The sequence below is a fragment of the Variovorax sp. CCNWLW225 genome (assembly GCF_037204045.1).
Taxonomy (GTDB): Bacteria; Pseudomonadota; Gammaproteobacteria; order Burkholderiales; family Burkholderiaceae_C; genus Variovorax.
On the sequence record NZ_JBBCBV010000006.1, the window covers coordinates 242972 to 258015 of the forward strand.

The window sequence follows — 15044 nt, forward strand, 5'->3', positions numbered from 1 at the left end:
GAGTCAACCAGGAGTCTGCAAGTCGCCTTCGAGGTAGAACCAGCGATCGCCCTCGCGCACGAAGCGGCTGCGCTCGTGCAGCCGCGTGGCGGTGCCGGTGCTGCTGCGCTGCCGGGCGACGAATTCGACCTCTGCGTGGTCGGCGTCGAGCACCGATCGCGAGCGGATGTCCAGGCCCAGCCATTTCACGCCGGGCTCGAACTCGATCGACGCCGGCCGCGTGGACGCGTGCCAGGTGGCAAGCAGGTAGGGCCCACGCTCCAGCACAAAGGCGGTATAGCGCGAACGCATCAGCGATTCGGCGTCCGGCGCGGGCGTGCCCTCGAAGTCTTCGAGGTAGCGGCCGCAGCACAGGGCATAGCCGATGGGCTTGTCTCGACGGTCCGTGCGGCCGCAGGGGCAGGGTCCGGTGGTGGGAACAGTGGCGCTCATGAAGGCCTCTATTGGAACACCTCGCGGCCCTGCCCCCGATGGGGCAACCCCGGGGCGCCTTCGGAGATCCACCCTTGGCGCAGTGCTTGCTAGAAGTTAGCCTTGTTTCTGCACACGAAAAGAACGAGGCGGCGATGTACCTGACAGGCTCCGAACAGCAGGCGCTGCGCGGCGTTTTCACGCTGCTGGCGGAAGACCGAGGCGAAGGCGACATTCGCGAGCGACTCGGCCGGGCGCTGCTCGACCTGCTGCATGCGGACCAGTTCGCCTCCTTCGTCTGGAATGCCGAGACCGGTCAGTTCGACGGCCGCGTAGCCTTGAACATGGACCCTGCCAACCTCGACCGCTATGGCGAATGGCATCAGCACCATGACCCGATCACCTTCGTGCTGCAGTCGCACCGCCGCGCGACGCGCGTGACCGACGTGATGCCGCAGCGTGAACTGATGCACACAGAATTCTTCACCGACTTTCTTTCGCGCGACGGACTGCACTGGGGCATGAACCTGCATGCGTTCGAGGGCAACCGGGCGCTGGGCGACCTGCGCATCTGGCGGTGCAAAGGCCGCGGCGATTTCGGCGATCATGAAAAGGCACTGCTCGACCTGATCGAGCCGGCTTTCATCGGTGCGCTGCAGCGTGCTCAGCGTAAAGCGGCTGCCGTGCAAATGCCCGCCGAAGCGCCGTGGAGTGCCCTGAGTGCGCGAGAGCAGGAGGTCGCTCAGGCTGTCTGCGAAGGACTGACCGACAAGGAAATCGCGCGCCGCATGGCGGTGAGCGTGCCGACGGTGCGCACCTACCTGCGGCGCATCTTCGACAAGCTCGGCATCGAACGCCGCTCGGCGCTGGCCGGCTGGGCCCAGCGCTGATACGGGCTAAAGCGCCCTACTTCGCCTTTGGAGCCGGCAGGCGGCCCAGCACGTTTTCCACCGCAAGGCCCACGGCGAGCAACTTTCGATCACTGCCGGCGGGCCCGTCGAGTTCCAACCCAATGGGCAAGCCGCTGGTTGCGCCAAGGCCCGAGGGCAGCTGCACGCCCGGAATGCCGGCGTTGCTGCCGGGGTCGGTGTTCTGTATCAGCACGCCGAAGTTCTCGGGGCTGCTGGCCTCGGGTGCAGCCAGCGGCGCCACGCGCGGCACGGTGGGAAACACCAGCGCATCGAGGCGGTGCTGCGCGAAGGTGTCGCGGTAGAGCTTCTGCAACGCGGGCCGCGCGACGTGCATTGCGCTGTCGTAGGCCGGCTTGGCGTCGACCGTGCCATTCGGCGCCGGCAGCTTGCGCGGAATCACGAACGCCTCGAAGGTGGCCTTGACGTCCGGGCTCGCAATGCCGGCCGTCAGCTGCGCGATGTCGATGCCGGTGCGGTATTTCGCGAGGTAGGCGACCATGTCGTCGTTCGCCTCGTAGAGCGCGACCGGAAAGCCGATGGCGCCATTGAGTTCCATGAGCTTCGGCATCTCCACGTCGACCAGCGTGGCGCCTGCCGCGCGCAGCTTGGCCAGTGCTGCGTCGGTTGCGGCGCGCGTATCGGCGTCGAGGTTGGCGTAGAAAGCCGGCACCACGCCGAGCCGCACGCGCTTCAGGTCGGCGGGCTTCAGCGGGGCGCCGCCTGCAATCACGCGGTCGAGCAGCGCAACGTCGGCCATCGACTGCGCCATCGGCCCGGCGGTGTCACGGGTGTGCGAGATCGGCGCGATGCCCCGCTGCGAATAACGGCTCATGCTCGGACGCAGCGAAGCGCAGCCGTTGAATGCGCACGGAATGCGCACCGAGCCGCCGGTGTCGGTGCCCAGTGCCGCCGGCGCCATGCGTGCGCCGAGAGCCGCGCCATTGCCTGAGGACGAACCGCCCGCCACGCGGCTTGCGTCGTAGGCATTGCGCACGCCCACCTCGGGGCCGGTCTGGAACGCGGGGTTGTAGCCTGTCACGCCGAAGGCCAATTCGTGCATGTTCGTCTTGCCGAGAATGACGGCGCCGGCCGCGCGCAGCTTGGCGACCACCGGCGCATCGGCCTTGGGAACAAAGCCCTTGAGCGCCGGCGACCCGGCCGTGGCGGGCAGGCCCTGCACCTGGATGTTGTCCTTGATGACCACGGGCAGTCCGGCCAGCGGCTTGCAGGCACCGCCGCGCTTGCGCGTGGCATCGGCGGCACGCGCGGCCGTCAGTGCGCCGGCTTCGTCGAGCGTGATGAAGGCGTTGAGACTCGCCTTCTCCTTGGCTTTCCCAAGGTACGCTGTCACGAGCTGCTCGCTGGTCAGGGTGCCGGCGCAGAGCTGCTGCACGGCATCGCTCGCCGTCAGCGAGCCGATGTCAACGGCGGCGGGTTGCGCCTGGGCGGATGCACCGAGGCACAGCAGGGCCGCGGCGAAGAAGAAGGGTTTGGAATTGGACATGGCAAGGACCTTCGACAAAGAGACCGACATGCTGGGCCAAGGGCGCTGTCCTGTCTGTCATCAAGAACGATGACACGGCTTCGACGCCTTACTGGAACATCACCCACTCGGGCCGCATGTTGAAGCGCACCGGAAGAATGCTCACACCCAGCCCGCTGGTCACGTACATGCGCTTGTCCTTGTGCGCGATCCAGCCATAGGCCCACTCGCGTGGCGCGCGCCCCGGCACCACCAGGGCGCCGTAGCCCGGCACGCTGATCTGCCCGCCGTGCGTGTGCGCGGCCACCATCAACCCGCGGGTGGGCGGCATCGTCGCGAAGCTGAAGGGGTCGTGCATCATGACCAGCGTGGCGGCGCCCTTCGGCACGCCGGCCAGTGCCTGGTCCGGCTGTGAATGGCCCGTCGAGTCGTCGCCGATGCCGACCACCCAGATGTCATGGTCCGGCAGGCGCACCGAGGCGTTTTCGAGCACGCGGATGCCCTGTGCAGACAAGGCCCGCGCCGTGCGCAGGCCGTCGTGCCACCAGTCGTGGTTGCCGAGCACTGCATACACGCCCTGCGGCGCTTTCAGGCGGCCCAGCACGGCAGCCATTTCCTCGATCGACAGGTCTTCGTCGCCACCCGAACCCGCAAGAAAGTCGCCGGGCAGCAGGATCACGTCGGGCTGCGCGGCGTTGATCTGGTCGACGATGCGCGCGGCGCGCTCCACGCTGGTAATGCGCCATGCCGAGCGCGTGGTGAGATGCCAATCGCCCGCCATGGCCACCTTGAGTCCGGCGGGCGCCTGCCAATGCGCCGAACTCAACGGCTCGACGCGTGCCGCGACCCAGCGCGGCTCGATGGCTACCGTCCAGACGGCCAGCGCCAGCAGCAGGACGGCCGCCGCGGTCCGGAGCACCGGCAGCCGGCGGCGCGTACCGGCGCTCACGCCAGCGCGCGTTGAATCAGCAGCTTCTGGATGTCCGACGTGCCTTCGTAGATCTGGCACACCCGCACGTCGCGATAGATGCGCTCGAGCGGAAAGTCGTTCACGTAGCCGTAGCCGCCCAGCGTCTGGATGGCGGCGCTGCACACGCGCTCGGCCATTTCGCTCGCGAACAGCTTGGCCATGGCCGCTTCCTTCAGGCAGGGGCGGCCGGCGTCGCGCAGGCTTGCGGCGTGCCAGATGAGCTGGCGTGCGGCTTCAAGTTGCGTGGCGCACTCGGCCAGGCGAAAGCCCACGGCCTGCTGTTCGAAGATCGAACCGCCGAAGGCCTGGCGCTCCTTGGCGTAGGCCAGCGCCACCTCGAACGCGCTGCGCGCCATGCCCACGCTCTGCGCCGCAATGCCGATGCGACCACCTTCGAGCGCGCCCAGCGCGATCTTGTAACCCTCGCCCTCGGCACCGATCAGGTTTTCCGCCGGGATGCGGCAGCCGTCGAAATTGATCTGCGCGGTGTCGCTGCTGTGCTGGCCGAGCTTGTCTTCGAGGCGCGCGACGCTGTAGCCGGGCGCATCGGTGGGCACGATGAAAGCGCTCATGCCGCGCTTGCCCGCGCCTTTGTCGGTCACTGCGATGACGATGGCGACTTGGCCGTTCTTGCCGCTGGTGATGAACTGCTTCACGCCGTCGATCACGTAGCCGTCTGCGTCTTTCCGCGCCGTGGTGCGCAGGCTCGACGCATCGCTGCCGGCCTGCGGTTCGGTCAGGCAGAAGGCGCCGAGCATCCGTCCTTGCGCCAGCGGTTCGAGCCACTGCTTCTTCTGCTGCGCGTTGCCATAGCGCATGAGGATGGCGTTGACCGGGCAGTTGGTCACGCTGATGGCCGTGCTGGTGCCGCCGTCGCCAGCCGCGATTTCTTCGAGCACCAGCGCGAGCGTGAGGTAGTCGAGCCCCGCGCCGCCATGCTCTTCCGGCACGCAGATGCCGTAGGCGCCCAGTGCCGCAAGGCCCTGGTGCGCTTCCTTCGGAAAGCTGTGTTCGCGATCCCACTTCGGAGCGTTGGGCCAGAGTTCGGCCTGCGAAAAATCGCGCACCGCGTCGCGGATGGCTTCCTGGTCGGCACTGAGCAGCATGGTGTGTCTCCTGTCTTTTTTATTCTTGCGTGCTTACTTGCCGGCGCCCAAGTCCATGATGAGCCGCGCCGCCATGTACAGGCGCCGTGGAATCGCGCTGATGTCGACGTATTCAGCCTTGTCGCTGTGATAGCCGAAGCCCGGCAGGCCCAGGCTTTCGATCACCGGCTTGCCCGAGAGCGCTGCGTAGGCTGCATCGGTGCCGCCGCCGGTGCGTTCTTCGACGCCCAGCGTGCCGCCGGCTTCCTTGTAGAAAGCCACGGCCTTCTCGACCAGCTTCTTGCCGCCTTCGCCCGCGTTGAAGGCCGGACGGCCGCGCGTGATCAACACCTTGACGTCGGATTCGGGCAGCTTCTTTTGCTGCGCCTTTTCTTCGAGTGTCTTCATGGCGGCCTCGAAGTCTTCGTTCTGCGCGTAGCGCACGTCTGCATTGAGCGTGGCGCTGGCGGGAATGATGTTCGACACGCTGCCGGCCTTGGCAATGGTCCAGTTGAAGCGCAGGTGCTTGGCCTTGTCGTCGATGCTCATGGTGCGCAGCACCAGGTCCGACGCCTCCACGAGCGCGTTCACGCCCAGGTCGGGCGCGGCACCGGCGTGCGAGGCCTTGCCGGTGATGTTGACCTGTACGTAGGCAATGCCCGAGGTGCCGAGCGATAGCTTTTCGTCGCCGGCGGCCGTGGGTTCGAAGGACAGCACGTAGTCGGCCTGCTTGGCTTCTTCCTGGATCAGGTCGCGCGAGCCGAAGGAGCCTTTTTCCTCGTCGGTGTTGAAGAGCACGGTGATGGTGCCGTAGTCGCGCACGCCGTAGTCCTTGAGCAGCTTCAGCGTGTGCAGGATGACGGCGTTGCCGCCCTTGTCGTCGGCAATGCCGGGGCCGTAGGCCTTGTTGCCCTCGATGCGGAAAGGCGCCTTCGCGAGCGTGCCCTTGAGGTACACGGTGTCCATGTGCGACATCAGCAGCAGGTTCTTGCCGCCCCGGCCCTTGATCTTGCCGACGATGTTGTCGCCCACCGCGAGCCCGGCCGACTTGCTGCGCGTGACGGTGAAGCCGAGGTTCTTGAGTTCGGCCTCGAGATAGTTGCCGGCAGCCGCAATGCCTTCGGCATCGCCCGTGCCGGTTTCGATGTTGACGAGCTGCTCCAGCGTCTTGAGCACCGCGGGCTGCGCATCGGTCGCGGCCTGGAAGAGCACATTGTCGCGTTTCTGCGCCCAGCCGGCGGCGGGCGCAAGAAAGGCGCCGGCGAGCAAGGCCGTCATGACGGTACGTTGGATGGATGGGCGCATGAAGAACCTCCTGGCGTCTGCGATATTTTTGAAGAAAAACCACGAAGCGCCCCGGCAAGGGGCGCTTGTGGCGGTCGTTTTTATCAGAGCAATTCGAGTGCCACGGCGGTGCCTTCGCCGCCGCCGATGCACAGCGTGGCCACGCCGCGCTTCTTGCCGCGCGCCTTCAGCGCGTGGATGAGCGTGACCATGATGCGCGCGCCGCTGGCGCCGATGGGGTGGCCCAGCGCGCAGGCGCCGCCGTTCACGTTGACGATCTCGTGCGACACGTCGAGCTCATGCATCAGCGCCATCGGCACCACCGCGAAAGCTTCGTTCACTTCCCACAGATCGACGTCCTTGACCGTCCAGCCGGTCTTCTTGAACAGCTTGGCCACGGCGCCCACCGGCGCGGTGGAGAACCACTCGGGCTGCTGCGCATGCGTGGCATGGCCGACGATGCGCGCGATGGGCTTGACGCCGATCTTCTTCGCATGCGATTCGGTCATCATCACCAGCGCGGCGGCGCCGTCGTTGATCGACGAGCTCGATGCGGCGGTGATGGTGCCGTTCTCTTTCTTGAACGCGGGCTTGAGCGTGGCGATCTTGTCGAGCTTGACCTTGCCCGGGCCTTCGTCGATGGAAATGACGGTGTCGCCGCCGCGGCCCTTCACGGTCACGGGCGTGATCTCGTCCTTGAACGCGCCGGACTCGGTGGCCGCCTTGGCGCGCTGCACGCTGGCAATGGCAAAGGCGTCTTGCTGCTCGCGCGTGAACTTGTACTTGGCGGCGCAGTCTTCGCCGAAGGTGCCCATCGAGCGGCCCGGCTGGTAGGCGTCTTCCAGGCCGTCGAGCATCATGTGGTCATAGATCTTGTCGTGGCCCATGCGGTAGCCGCCGCGGCCCTTGAGCATCAGGTAGGGCGCGTTGGTCATGCTTTCCATGCCGCCTGCCACCATCACGTCGTGCGTGCCGGCCAGCAGCAAATCATGCGCGAGCATGGCGGCCTTCATGGCCGAGCCGCACATCTTGCTGAGCGTGACCGCGCCCGCGCTGTCGGGCAGGCCGCCCTTGTAGGCCGCCTGGCGCGCCGGCGCCTGGCCTTGGCCGGCCATGAGGCAGTTGCCGAACAGCACTTCGCCGACGCTGTCAGGTGCAATGCCGGCGCGCTCCACGGCGGCCTTGATGGCGGCGCCGCCGAGGTCGTGCGCGGAGAGGGAAGAAAAGTCGCCCTGGAAGCTCCCCATGGGGGTGCGGGCGGCGCCGACGATGACGATGGATTCGGACATGGTGATCTCCTTCGGAAAGTTGAAAGGTGTCGCGGTGGACCGGGGTCTCAATCAAAAATGCGTCGCGTGTCCGTCGTGCGGAAACCGCTGCGCTTCTTCGTACGGGAACACATCGAGCATCTGCCCGGCCTGGATGCGTTCCTTGTGGTGCTGCCAGAAGGCGGCGTCGAGCAGGTCGGCGTGGTGCGCCATGAAGGCTTCGCGCACCGCGTCGTTGCCCAGCAGGAAAGGGCCGAAGGTCTCGGGAAACACGTCTTTCGGGCCCACTGAGTACCAGACCTCGCCGCTCATCTCGTCTTCCTCGTTGCGCGCCGCGGGCACCTTGCGGAACTGGCAATCGGTGATGTATTCGATTTCGTCGTAGTCGTAGAACACGACCTTGCCTCCGCGCGTGACGCCGAAGTTCTTCCACAGCATGTCCCCGGGAAAGATGTTGGCGGCCACCATGTCCTTGATGGCGTTGCCGTATTCGACGACCGCGTGCTCCAGCTGCTCTTGCGCGCGCTTGGCGTGCGCCGGGCTCTCCGGGTTGGCCAGCGTGTCGAAGGCTTCCTGCAGAAAGATGTTGAGCGGGATCATGCGGCGCTCGATATAGACGTGCTTGAGCACCAGCTCCATCTCCCCGTTGCCGTCGCGGTCGGCAATCTCGAGCTGGCTGGGCGCGAACTTCTGGATCTCTTCGATCAGCTCGGGCTCGAAGCGGTCGAGCGGAAAACCCACGTCGCTGTACTCCAGTGTGTCGGCCATGCGGCCGACGCGGTCGTGCTGCTTCACCAGCAGGTACTTGCCCTTGATCTGCTCGCGCGTGGTGTCTTTCTGCGGCGGATAGAAGTCCTTGATGACCTTGAACACGAAAGGAAACGAAGGCAGGTCGAACACCAGCATGACCATGCCCTTGATGCCCGGTGCAATGCGGAAGCGGTCGCTCGAATAGTTGAGGTGCGAAAGAAAGTCGCGGTAGAACAGCGTCTTGCCCTGCTTTGCCAGGCCCAGCGCGTTGTAGATTTCGGCGCGCGGCTTGCGCGGCATGAGCGAGCGCAGGAACTGCACGCACGCCGAGGGCACTTCCATGTCGACCATGAAGTAGGCGCGCGCAAAGCTGAAGAGCATCTGCAGGTCGTCTTCGCCGAAGAGCGCCGCATCCACGTAGAACTTGCCGTGCCTGTCATGCAGTATGGGCAGCGAGAACGGCAGCTCGACAAAACCGTTCATGATCTTGCCGACCACATAGGCGCCCTTGTTGCGGTAGAACAGCCCCGACAGCACCTGGATCTGGAAGTTGGCGCGCAGCTTCACCTGGTGAAAGCGCCCCATGATCGCGTGCGCCACGCGCTCGGCATCGCGCCGCTTGTTGGCAAAGCTGCCCTGCAGGCCGTAGTCGTCCAGCATCTGCTCGATGGTGTCGGCCAGCGTGTCGTGCGATGGGTAGTAGGGCCTGTACGTGGGCGCGCCGCGCGGCTCGATGTATTCGGTGCTGATGGCCGGCCGAACGAAGATGAAGTCGTTCTGAAAGTAGGCGCGGTGCAGGATCTTCGTCGTGACCGAGTTGAAGAAGCTCTCGGCCAGCTCGGGCTGGTGGTGGTCCACCAGAAGGCCGATGAAGTGCAGCTTGACCTGGTGCCACACCTCCATCGGCTGGTCGCCGGCCTTGAACTCCTTCTCGAGCCGGGCCACGGCTTCGTTCACCCGCAGGTCATAGAACTCGATGCGCTCGCGCTGCGCGCGCTGCTGGCCGTGCCAGTCGGCCGTTTCAAAGCGGTGCTTGGCACGGGCCGATTCGGCGCGGAAGAGGCTGTAATGGCGGTTGAACCCATCGATCATCGCCTTGGCGATGTCGTAAGCCAGCGGCGAATCGAGGCGCTGCGGGAACATGGGTTCAGCCGGTTTTCGTTTCGTCGCCTGCAGCGGCCTGGACGGCTTGTACGGCTGAAATGGCCGGAATGGCTTCAACGGCGATTCCGTCGGCGCCCGCCTGGCCGGACGGCGACGCGCCCAGCGGCTTGCTCCACTTGTAGCGAATGCGCTGAACCGCCGCCTTGTACACCGCGTCCAGCGGCTTGGCGCCGTCGACGTTCAGGCCCAGGTCCTGCAGCAGGCCGTCGTGCACGCCGAAGGTCCAGCCGTGGATCTTGACCTTCTGGCCGCGTCCCCAGGCATCGACCATGACGGTGCTGACGGCCACGTTGACCACCTGCTCGGCCACGTTGAGCTCGCACAGCGCATCGACGCGCACGTCTTCAGGCAGGCTGTCGAGCATCACGGCGTGGCGGTCGCGCACGTCCTGGATGTGGCGGATCCAGTTGTCGGCCAGGCCGATGCGCTTGCCGCTGAGCGCCGCCTTGACGCCCGCGCAGCCGTAGTGGCCCACCACCATGATGTGCTCGACCTTCAGGTGCTCGACCGCGAATTGAATGGCCGAGAGCGCGTTCAGGTCGGAATGCACCACGATGTTGGCGACGTTGCGGTGCACGAACACCTCGCCGGGCTCGAGGCCGGTGATCTGGTTGGCGGGCACGCGGCTGTCGGAACAGCCAATCCACATGTAGCGCGGCGTCTGCTGCTTCACCAGGCTGGTGAAGAAGCCGGGCCGGTCGCGTTCCATTTGTGCGGACCAGGCACGGTTGTGGGCAAAGAGGTCATCAAGATTGTCGGACATGGCGTGATTGTCGATGAGTCGTGATTCGGATGCGGTGTGTCTTGGGTACCCTGTCAGGCTGCCTTGGCCGACCGCTGGGCCTTGGCCAGTGCTGCGCGGCCTTTTTTCTCATGCTCGCGCACTTCGGCCAAGTTGGCCTGCAGTTCGGCAAGCTGCTCTTCCAGCTGGGCGCGGTGCGCGCCCAGCACGCCGAGAAACTTCTGCAGCTGCGCCACGGTGTCGCGCGGGCTGTCGTACATGTCGAGGATTTCCTTGGCCTCCGTCAGGCTCAGTCCCAGCCGCTTGGCGCGCAGCGTGAGCGTGAGCCGCGCCCGGTCGCGCGCGCTGTAGACGCGCTGCATGCCGGCCCGCTCCGGCGTCAGCAGCCCCATGTCTTCATAGAAGCGAATGGCGCGCGTCGTCAGGTCGAACTCCTTTGCGAGCTGGCTGATGGTGAAGGTTTGCGCGGACATGTATGTCTGGAATCGGTCGAAGAGCCGTCCGGAGGGGCGTTGCGGTGGCGACAGCAGGTTTGCCCCGGTCTCCCTACAATGGTGCCCCTAACCCATGACGTTTACGTAAACGTCAATCTTACATGAACCTCCTCGAACGCGAACTCCACTACCCACTGGGCGACACCCTGCCCGCCCCCGGCGAAGCACTGGAAGTCGCGCCGGGCGTGCGATGGATCCGCATGCGGCTGCCGTTTGCGCTCGACCACATCAACCTCTGGCTGCTGCGCGACAGCATTGACGGCGTCGAGGGCTGGACCGTGGTGGACTGCTGCATTGCGCACGACGAAGCCCGCGCGCAATGGGAGCAGGTGTTCGAAACGCAGTTGCAGGGCCTGCCGATCCTGCGCGTGATCGTCACGCACATGCATCCCGACCACATCGGCCTGGCCGACTGGCTGTGCAAGCGCTGGAGCGCGCCGCTGTGGATCAGCTCGACCGACTACCACGTGGCCCGCGTGCTGACCTCCGCCGGCGACACGCTGGCCGGCGGCGACCAGGCGGCCAACTTCTTTGCGTCGCATGGCCTGACCGATCCGGAGGCGGTGGCCAAGATTCGCGCTCGCACCAACTACTACGCCAACATGGTGCCTTCGGTGCCCGAGCGCTTCACGCGCATGATGGACGGCGACACCGTCACCATCAACGGCCACGCCTGGCGCTGCATCAGCGGCTACGGCCATGCGCCCGAGCACATTGCGCTGTACTGCGACGAGCTGAAGCTGCTGCTGGGCGGCGACATGATGCTGCCGCGCATTTCGACCAACGTGAGCGTGCATTCGGGCGAGCCCGAAGCCAATTCGCTGCGGCTCTTCCTGGACAGCATCGACAAGTTCAAGGCGCTGCCCGCCGACACGCTGGGCTTGCCTTCGCACGGCAAGCCGTTCACCGGCATTCACCGCCGCGTCGACCAGCTGCAGGAGCACCACCGCGACCGCCTGGCCGAATTGCTCGAAGCCTGCACGGCCCGCCCGCTGACTGCAGCCGAGGGCCTGCCCATCCTGTTCAAGCGCGAACTCGACCTGCACCAGATGACCTTTGCCATGGGCGAAACCGTGGCACACCTGCACCTGCTGTGGTTCTCGGGCCAGCTCAGGCGCGAACTGGGGCCGGACGGCATCTACCGCTTCGGAGCCCGCAGCGCCGCGGTGTAGGGATTTAGACTTGCCGGATGGACACGCTGGCTAAGCTGCGCGCCGGCCGGCTGGCTGGCGCCAAACGAATCGATCTCTCGTGCGGACTCACGGAGTTTCCGCGCGAGATTTATGACCTGGCGGACTCGCTCGAGGTATTGAACCTTTCGGGCAACGCGCTCAATGCGCTGCCCGACGATCTGGACCGGCTGCACCGCCTGCGCGTGCTGTTCTGCTCCGACAACCGCTTCACGCAGTTGCCCGAATCCATCGGCCGGTGCCAGGGCCTGGAGATGGTCGGCTTCAAGGCCAACCGCATCCGCAACGTGCCCGCTGCCGCGCTGCAGTTGCCCTCCCTGCGCTGGCTGATCCTGACGGACAACCAGGTCGAGACGTTGCCCGAGACCATCGGCCAGTGCACGCGAATGCAGAAGCTCATGCTCGCCGGCAATCGACTGCGCGCGCTGCCGGAATCGCTGGCGGCCTGCAGCCAGCTCGAACTGCTGCGCATCTCGGCCAACCGCTTCGAGGCGCTGCCCGGGTGGCTGCTCTCGCTGCCGCGCCTTTCATGGCTTGCGGGCGCGGGCAACCCTTTCGATGCGCAGGCCGAAGACGCTGCCATTGCGGCGCAATCGGTGCCGCACGTCGACTGGCGCGATCTGGCGCTGGGCCTGAAGCTCGGCGAAGGTGCATCAGGCGTCATTCATCAAGCAACGCTCGGCCCAGCGTCGCAGCCCGTGGCCGTCAAGCTGTTCAAGGGCGCCGTGACGAGCGACGGCTGGCCCCACAGCGAAATGGCCGCCAGCATCGCAGCCGGCGCGCATCCGACATTGATTGCCGCGCAAAGCCGGATCGACGGTCACCCGGAAGGCACCGAAGGCCTGGTCATGGCGCTGGTTGACCCATCTTTCCGCACGCTTGCGGGACCGCCAAGCCTGGCGTCGTGCACGCGCGACGTCTACGCGGCCGACGCGCAATGGACTTCCGGCGTGGCGTTGCGCATTGCGCGCGACATCGCCTCCGCCATGCAGCATCTGCATGCGCACGGCATCTTGCACGGCGACCTCTACGCGCACAACATCCTGTGGAGCGCACAGGGCGGCGGGCTGCTCGGCGACTTTGGCGCCGCCTGGATGACCGGCGCGCTCGCTCCTACGCAAATCGGGGCGTTGCAACGGCTGGAGACGCGCGCCTTCGGCTGCCTGCTGGAAGAGCTGCTCGACCGCTGCAGCGATGCGCCGCCAGACGCCATGGCCGTGTTGAAAGACCGCTGCATGCAACCCGACATTGCCGCGCGGCCGTCGTTCGCCGAGGCATCGGCCCTGCTCCAGGGCGAGCTCTCGCAATGACAGGGCCACGCTTGCCGCTGCCCACGCGGGACGGGGTCGGCCCGAGCTGCGTCGGGTTGCCGCAAGGCCACTGGCCCACCATCGTCGAGTTCTTGATCAAACGCTTTCCGGCGATCTCGCGCGAGGCGTGGATGGCGCGCATCGAGGCCGGTGACGTGATCGACGAGCACGGCGCGCCCGTGACCGCCCAGCGCCGATACCAGGCACCGCTGCGCGTGTACTACTACCGCACGCTCGACGCCGAGGTGCGCATTCCGTTCGACGAGCAGGTGCTGTTCCAGGACGACCAGCTCGTGGTGGTCGACAAACCGCCCTTCCTGCCCGTAACGCCCACCGGCAAGTACCTGCAGGAAAGCCTGCTGGTGCGGCTCAAGCGCAAGCTGAAGCTCGACGACCTGGTGCCGCTGCACCGCATCGACCGCAGCACAGCGGGGCTGGTGCTCTTTTCAGTGCGTCCCGAAACGCGTGGCGCCTACCAGGCCATGTTCCCCGAGCGCCGCATCGCCAAGCACTACGAGGCGGTGGTGCCATGGCAACCGGGCGTGTCGTCGGTGCCCGGTACCTACCGCAGCCGGCTGGTCGACGACGAGCATTTCATGCGCGTGAAGGAAGAGGCCGGCGAGCCCAATTCGGAAACGCGCATCCTCGTGGAACAGGTCGCGGGCGGCCATGCCCTGCTGAAGCTTTCGCCGATTACTGGCCGCAAGCACCAGCTGCGGGTGCATTGCATGGCACTGGGCATGCCGATCGTCAACGACCCGATCTACCCCACCCTGCTGCCGCCCGATAGCGACGACTTCGACAAGCCCTTGCAGCTGCTGGCCAAGTCGGTGGCGTTTCAAGACCCGGTGAGCGGCGAGTTGCGCACTTTCACGAGCCCCCGGAGCCTGTCGCTGCCGCCAAGGTGACGCATCGCGCGCACGCGGCGCACTAAGCTCGTTTCCTGAAATCTTTCGTTATTTCATTCAGGAGACACCTGCACCATGGACACCACCCAACTCTTCTCGCTGAAGGGCCGCAGCGCCTTGATCACCGGCGGCTCGCGCGGCATCGGCCGCATGATCGCCGAGGGCTTCCTGGCCCAGGGCGCGCGCGTGTACATCTCGGCCCGCAAGGCCGCGGCCTGCGACCAGACGGCCAAGGAGCTTTCGGCCTTCGGGCAATGCGTGTCGCTGCCGGCCGACGTGTCCACCCTGGAAGGCGCGCAGGCGCTGGTCGATGCCTATGCCGGGCATGAGGACTCGCTCGACATCCTGGTCAACAACGCCGGCGCGGCGTGGGGCGCGCCGTACGACGAGTTTCCAGAGAGCGGCTGGGACAAGGTGGTGGACCTGAACCTGAAGACGCCCTTCTTCTTGACCAAAGCACTGACGCCGATGCTCAAGAAGGCGGCGACCGATCACTTGGCGAAGGTCATCAACATTGCCTCGATCGACGGCATTTCAGTGAATCCGCAGGAGACTTATTCGTATGCGGCGAGCAAGGCTGGGCTGATTCAGCTGACTCGGCGGATGGCGCTGAGGCTGGCGCAAGAGCGGATTGTGGTGAGTGCCATTGCGCCTGGGGCGTTTGCTTCGGACATGAACAAGCTGGCGCGGGACCATGGGGATGAGGTGAAGGAGCGGATTCCTGCGGGGCGGATTGGGGTGCCGGAGGATATGGCTGGGGCGGCTATTTATTTGGCCTCTCGGGCGGGGGACTATGTGATGGGGTCTACGTTGGTGGTGGATGGGGGGGTGACGCACGCGCGTTGAGCTGTTTGCTTGGTTGCCTCCGAGGTGCGGGCCTTGTTTGGGTTCCGAGGCCGGGTCTCGCCCCCGGCGGGCGACTCACTTTCTTTGCTTCGCCAAAGAAAGTAAGCAAAGAAAGGCGACCCCTACTGTCTGCGTCCCCTGCGCTGCGCTACGGGGAAACCTGCGGTGCTCGACTCCGGCGGGGGTCCGCAGAACTCGCTTCGCTCAAACAGCTGCGGCCCTGATCCC

At 65.9% G+C, this 15044-nt stretch carries 14 protein-coding genes; 5 read left to right on the top strand and 9 right to left on the bottom strand.

All coding sequences use genetic code 11. From position 1 onward, the window contains the following. Positions 1-3: 3 nt before the first annotated feature. Complete coding sequence (locus tag V9L20_RS13900; protein WP_258502498.1) at positions 4-432, bottom strand: YchJ family protein; 429 nt, start codon at positions 430-432, stop codon at positions 4-6. 134 nt (positions 433-566) lie between these two features. Here V9L20_RS13900 and V9L20_RS13905 point away from each other — a divergent pair, with 134 nt between their 5' ends. Next, positions 567-1301, top strand: a complete 735-nt coding sequence (locus tag V9L20_RS13905; protein ID WP_337297031.1) for a helix-turn-helix transcriptional regulator — start codon at positions 567-569, stop codon at positions 1299-1301. A gap of 16 nt (positions 1302-1317) precedes the next feature. Here V9L20_RS13905 and iaaH read toward each other — a convergent pair whose 3' ends face one another. The 8 genes from iaaH to V9L20_RS13945 form a co-directional block, all read right to left on the bottom strand. Further along, the gene (iaaH, locus tag V9L20_RS13910) at positions 1318-2826 is read right to left on the bottom strand and encodes an indoleacetamide hydrolase (protein ID WP_337297032.1); all 1509 of its coding nucleotides are present in this window, start codon (positions 2824-2826) and stop codon (positions 1318-1320) included. Between the two features lie 88 nt (positions 2827-2914). Further along, entirely contained in the window at positions 2915-3754 is an 840-nt protein-coding gene (locus tag V9L20_RS13915) for a metallophosphoesterase (RefSeq protein WP_337297033.1), read from the bottom strand. Next, entirely contained in the window at positions 3751-4881 is a 1131-nt protein-coding gene (locus tag V9L20_RS13920; RefSeq protein ID WP_337297034.1) for an acyl-CoA dehydrogenase family protein, read from the bottom strand. The genes V9L20_RS13915 and V9L20_RS13920 overlap by 4 nt, the downstream gene beginning before the upstream one ends. Before the next feature lie 33 nt (positions 4882-4914). Further along, positions 4915-6165 carry a glutamate carboxypeptidase gene (locus V9L20_RS13925; protein ID WP_258502503.1) on the bottom strand — a complete coding sequence of 417 codons (1251 nt, stop codon included), beginning with the start codon at positions 6163-6165 and terminating at the stop codon, positions 4915-4917. A gap of 83 nt (positions 6166-6248) precedes the next feature. After that, positions 6249-7433, bottom strand: a complete 1185-nt coding sequence (locus V9L20_RS13930) for an acetyl-CoA C-acyltransferase (protein WP_337297035.1) — start codon at positions 7431-7433, stop codon at positions 6249-6251. Positions 7434-7484: 51 nt separating this feature from the next. Further along, complete coding sequence (aceK, locus tag V9L20_RS13935) at positions 7485-9305, bottom strand: bifunctional isocitrate dehydrogenase kinase/phosphatase (protein WP_258502506.1); 1821 nt, start codon at positions 9303-9305, stop codon at positions 7485-7487. Between the two features lie 4 nt (positions 9306-9309). Beyond that, positions 9310-10089 (bottom strand): carbonate dehydratase, encoded by a 780-nt coding sequence (gene can, locus V9L20_RS13940; RefSeq protein WP_258502507.1) that lies wholly within the window; start codon positions 10087-10089, stop codon positions 9310-9312. Between the two features lie 53 nt (positions 10090-10142). After that, positions 10143-10541, bottom strand: a complete 399-nt coding sequence (locus V9L20_RS13945) for a MerR family transcriptional regulator (protein ID WP_157616072.1) — start codon at positions 10539-10541, stop codon at positions 10143-10145. Positions 10542-10663: 122 nt separating this feature from the next. On the opposite strand from V9L20_RS13945, the gene V9L20_RS13950 reads away from it, so the two are divergent. The 4 genes from V9L20_RS13950 (at position 10664) to V9L20_RS13965 (ending at position 14816) form a co-directional block, all read left to right on the top strand. Next, positions 10664-11734: an MBL fold metallo-hydrolase gene (locus V9L20_RS13950; RefSeq protein WP_337297036.1), complete on the top strand. Its 1071-nt coding sequence runs from the start codon at positions 10664-10666 to the stop codon at positions 11732-11734. 17 nt (positions 11735-11751) lie between these two features. Next, a complete protein-coding gene (locus V9L20_RS13955; RefSeq protein ID WP_337297037.1) occupies positions 11752-13062 on the top strand; it encodes a leucine-rich repeat-containing protein kinase family protein in 1311 nt (436 codons plus the stop codon). Further along, complete coding sequence (locus V9L20_RS13960; RefSeq protein ID WP_337297038.1) at positions 13059-13970, top strand: pseudouridine synthase; 912 nt, start codon at positions 13059-13061, stop codon at positions 13968-13970. The genes V9L20_RS13955 and V9L20_RS13960 overlap by 4 nt, the downstream gene beginning before the upstream one ends. A gap of 75 nt (positions 13971-14045) precedes the next feature. Further along, positions 14046-14816 carry an SDR family oxidoreductase gene (locus V9L20_RS13965; RefSeq protein WP_337297039.1) on the top strand — a complete coding sequence of 257 codons (771 nt, stop codon included), beginning with the start codon at positions 14046-14048 and terminating at the stop codon, positions 14814-14816. Positions 14817-15044: the final 228 nt, after the last annotated feature.

Bases quoted from the DNA above. Each gene is read 5' to 3' on its own strand.
- V9L20_RS13900 (WP_258502498.1), bottom strand. From the start codon at position 432: ATGAGCGCCACTGTTCCCACCACCGGACCCTGCCCCTGCGGCCGCACG.
- V9L20_RS13905 (WP_337297031.1), top strand. From the start codon at position 567: ATGTACCTGACAGGCTCCGAACAGCAGGCGCTGCGCGGCGTTTTCACG.
- iaaH (WP_337297032.1), bottom strand. From the start codon at position 2,826: ATGTCCAATTCCAAACCCTTCTTCTTCGCCGCGGCCCTGCTGTGCCTC.
- V9L20_RS13920 (WP_337297034.1), bottom strand. From the start codon at position 4,881: ATGCTGCTCAGTGCCGACCAGGAAGCCATCCGCGACGCGGTGCGCGAT.
- V9L20_RS13925 (WP_258502503.1), bottom strand. From the start codon at position 6,165: ATGCGCCCATCCATCCAACGTACCGTCATGACGGCCTTGCTCGCCGGC.
- V9L20_RS13930 (WP_337297035.1), bottom strand. From the start codon at position 7,433: ATGTCCGAATCCATCGTCATCGTCGGCGCCGCCCGCACCCCCATGGGG.
- aceK (WP_258502506.1), bottom strand. From the start codon at position 9,305: ATGTTCCCGCAGCGCCTCGATTCGCCGCTGGCTTACGACATCGCCAAG.
- can (WP_258502507.1), bottom strand. From the start codon at position 10,089: ATGTCCGACAATCTTGATGACCTCTTTGCCCACAACCGTGCCTGGTCC.
- V9L20_RS13945 (WP_157616072.1), bottom strand. From the start codon at position 10,541: ATGTCCGCGCAAACCTTCACCATCAGCCAGCTCGCAAAGGAGTTCGAC.
- V9L20_RS13950 (WP_337297036.1), top strand. From the start codon at position 10,664: ATGAACCTCCTCGAACGCGAACTCCACTACCCACTGGGCGACACCCTG.
- V9L20_RS13955 (WP_337297037.1), top strand. From the start codon at position 11,752: ATGGACACGCTGGCTAAGCTGCGCGCCGGCCGGCTGGCTGGCGCCAAA.
- V9L20_RS13960 (WP_337297038.1), top strand. From the start codon at position 13,059: ATGACAGGGCCACGCTTGCCGCTGCCCACGCGGGACGGGGTCGGCCCG.
- V9L20_RS13965 (WP_337297039.1), top strand. From the start codon at position 14,046: ATGGACACCACCCAACTCTTCTCGCTGAAGGGCCGCAGCGCCTTGATC.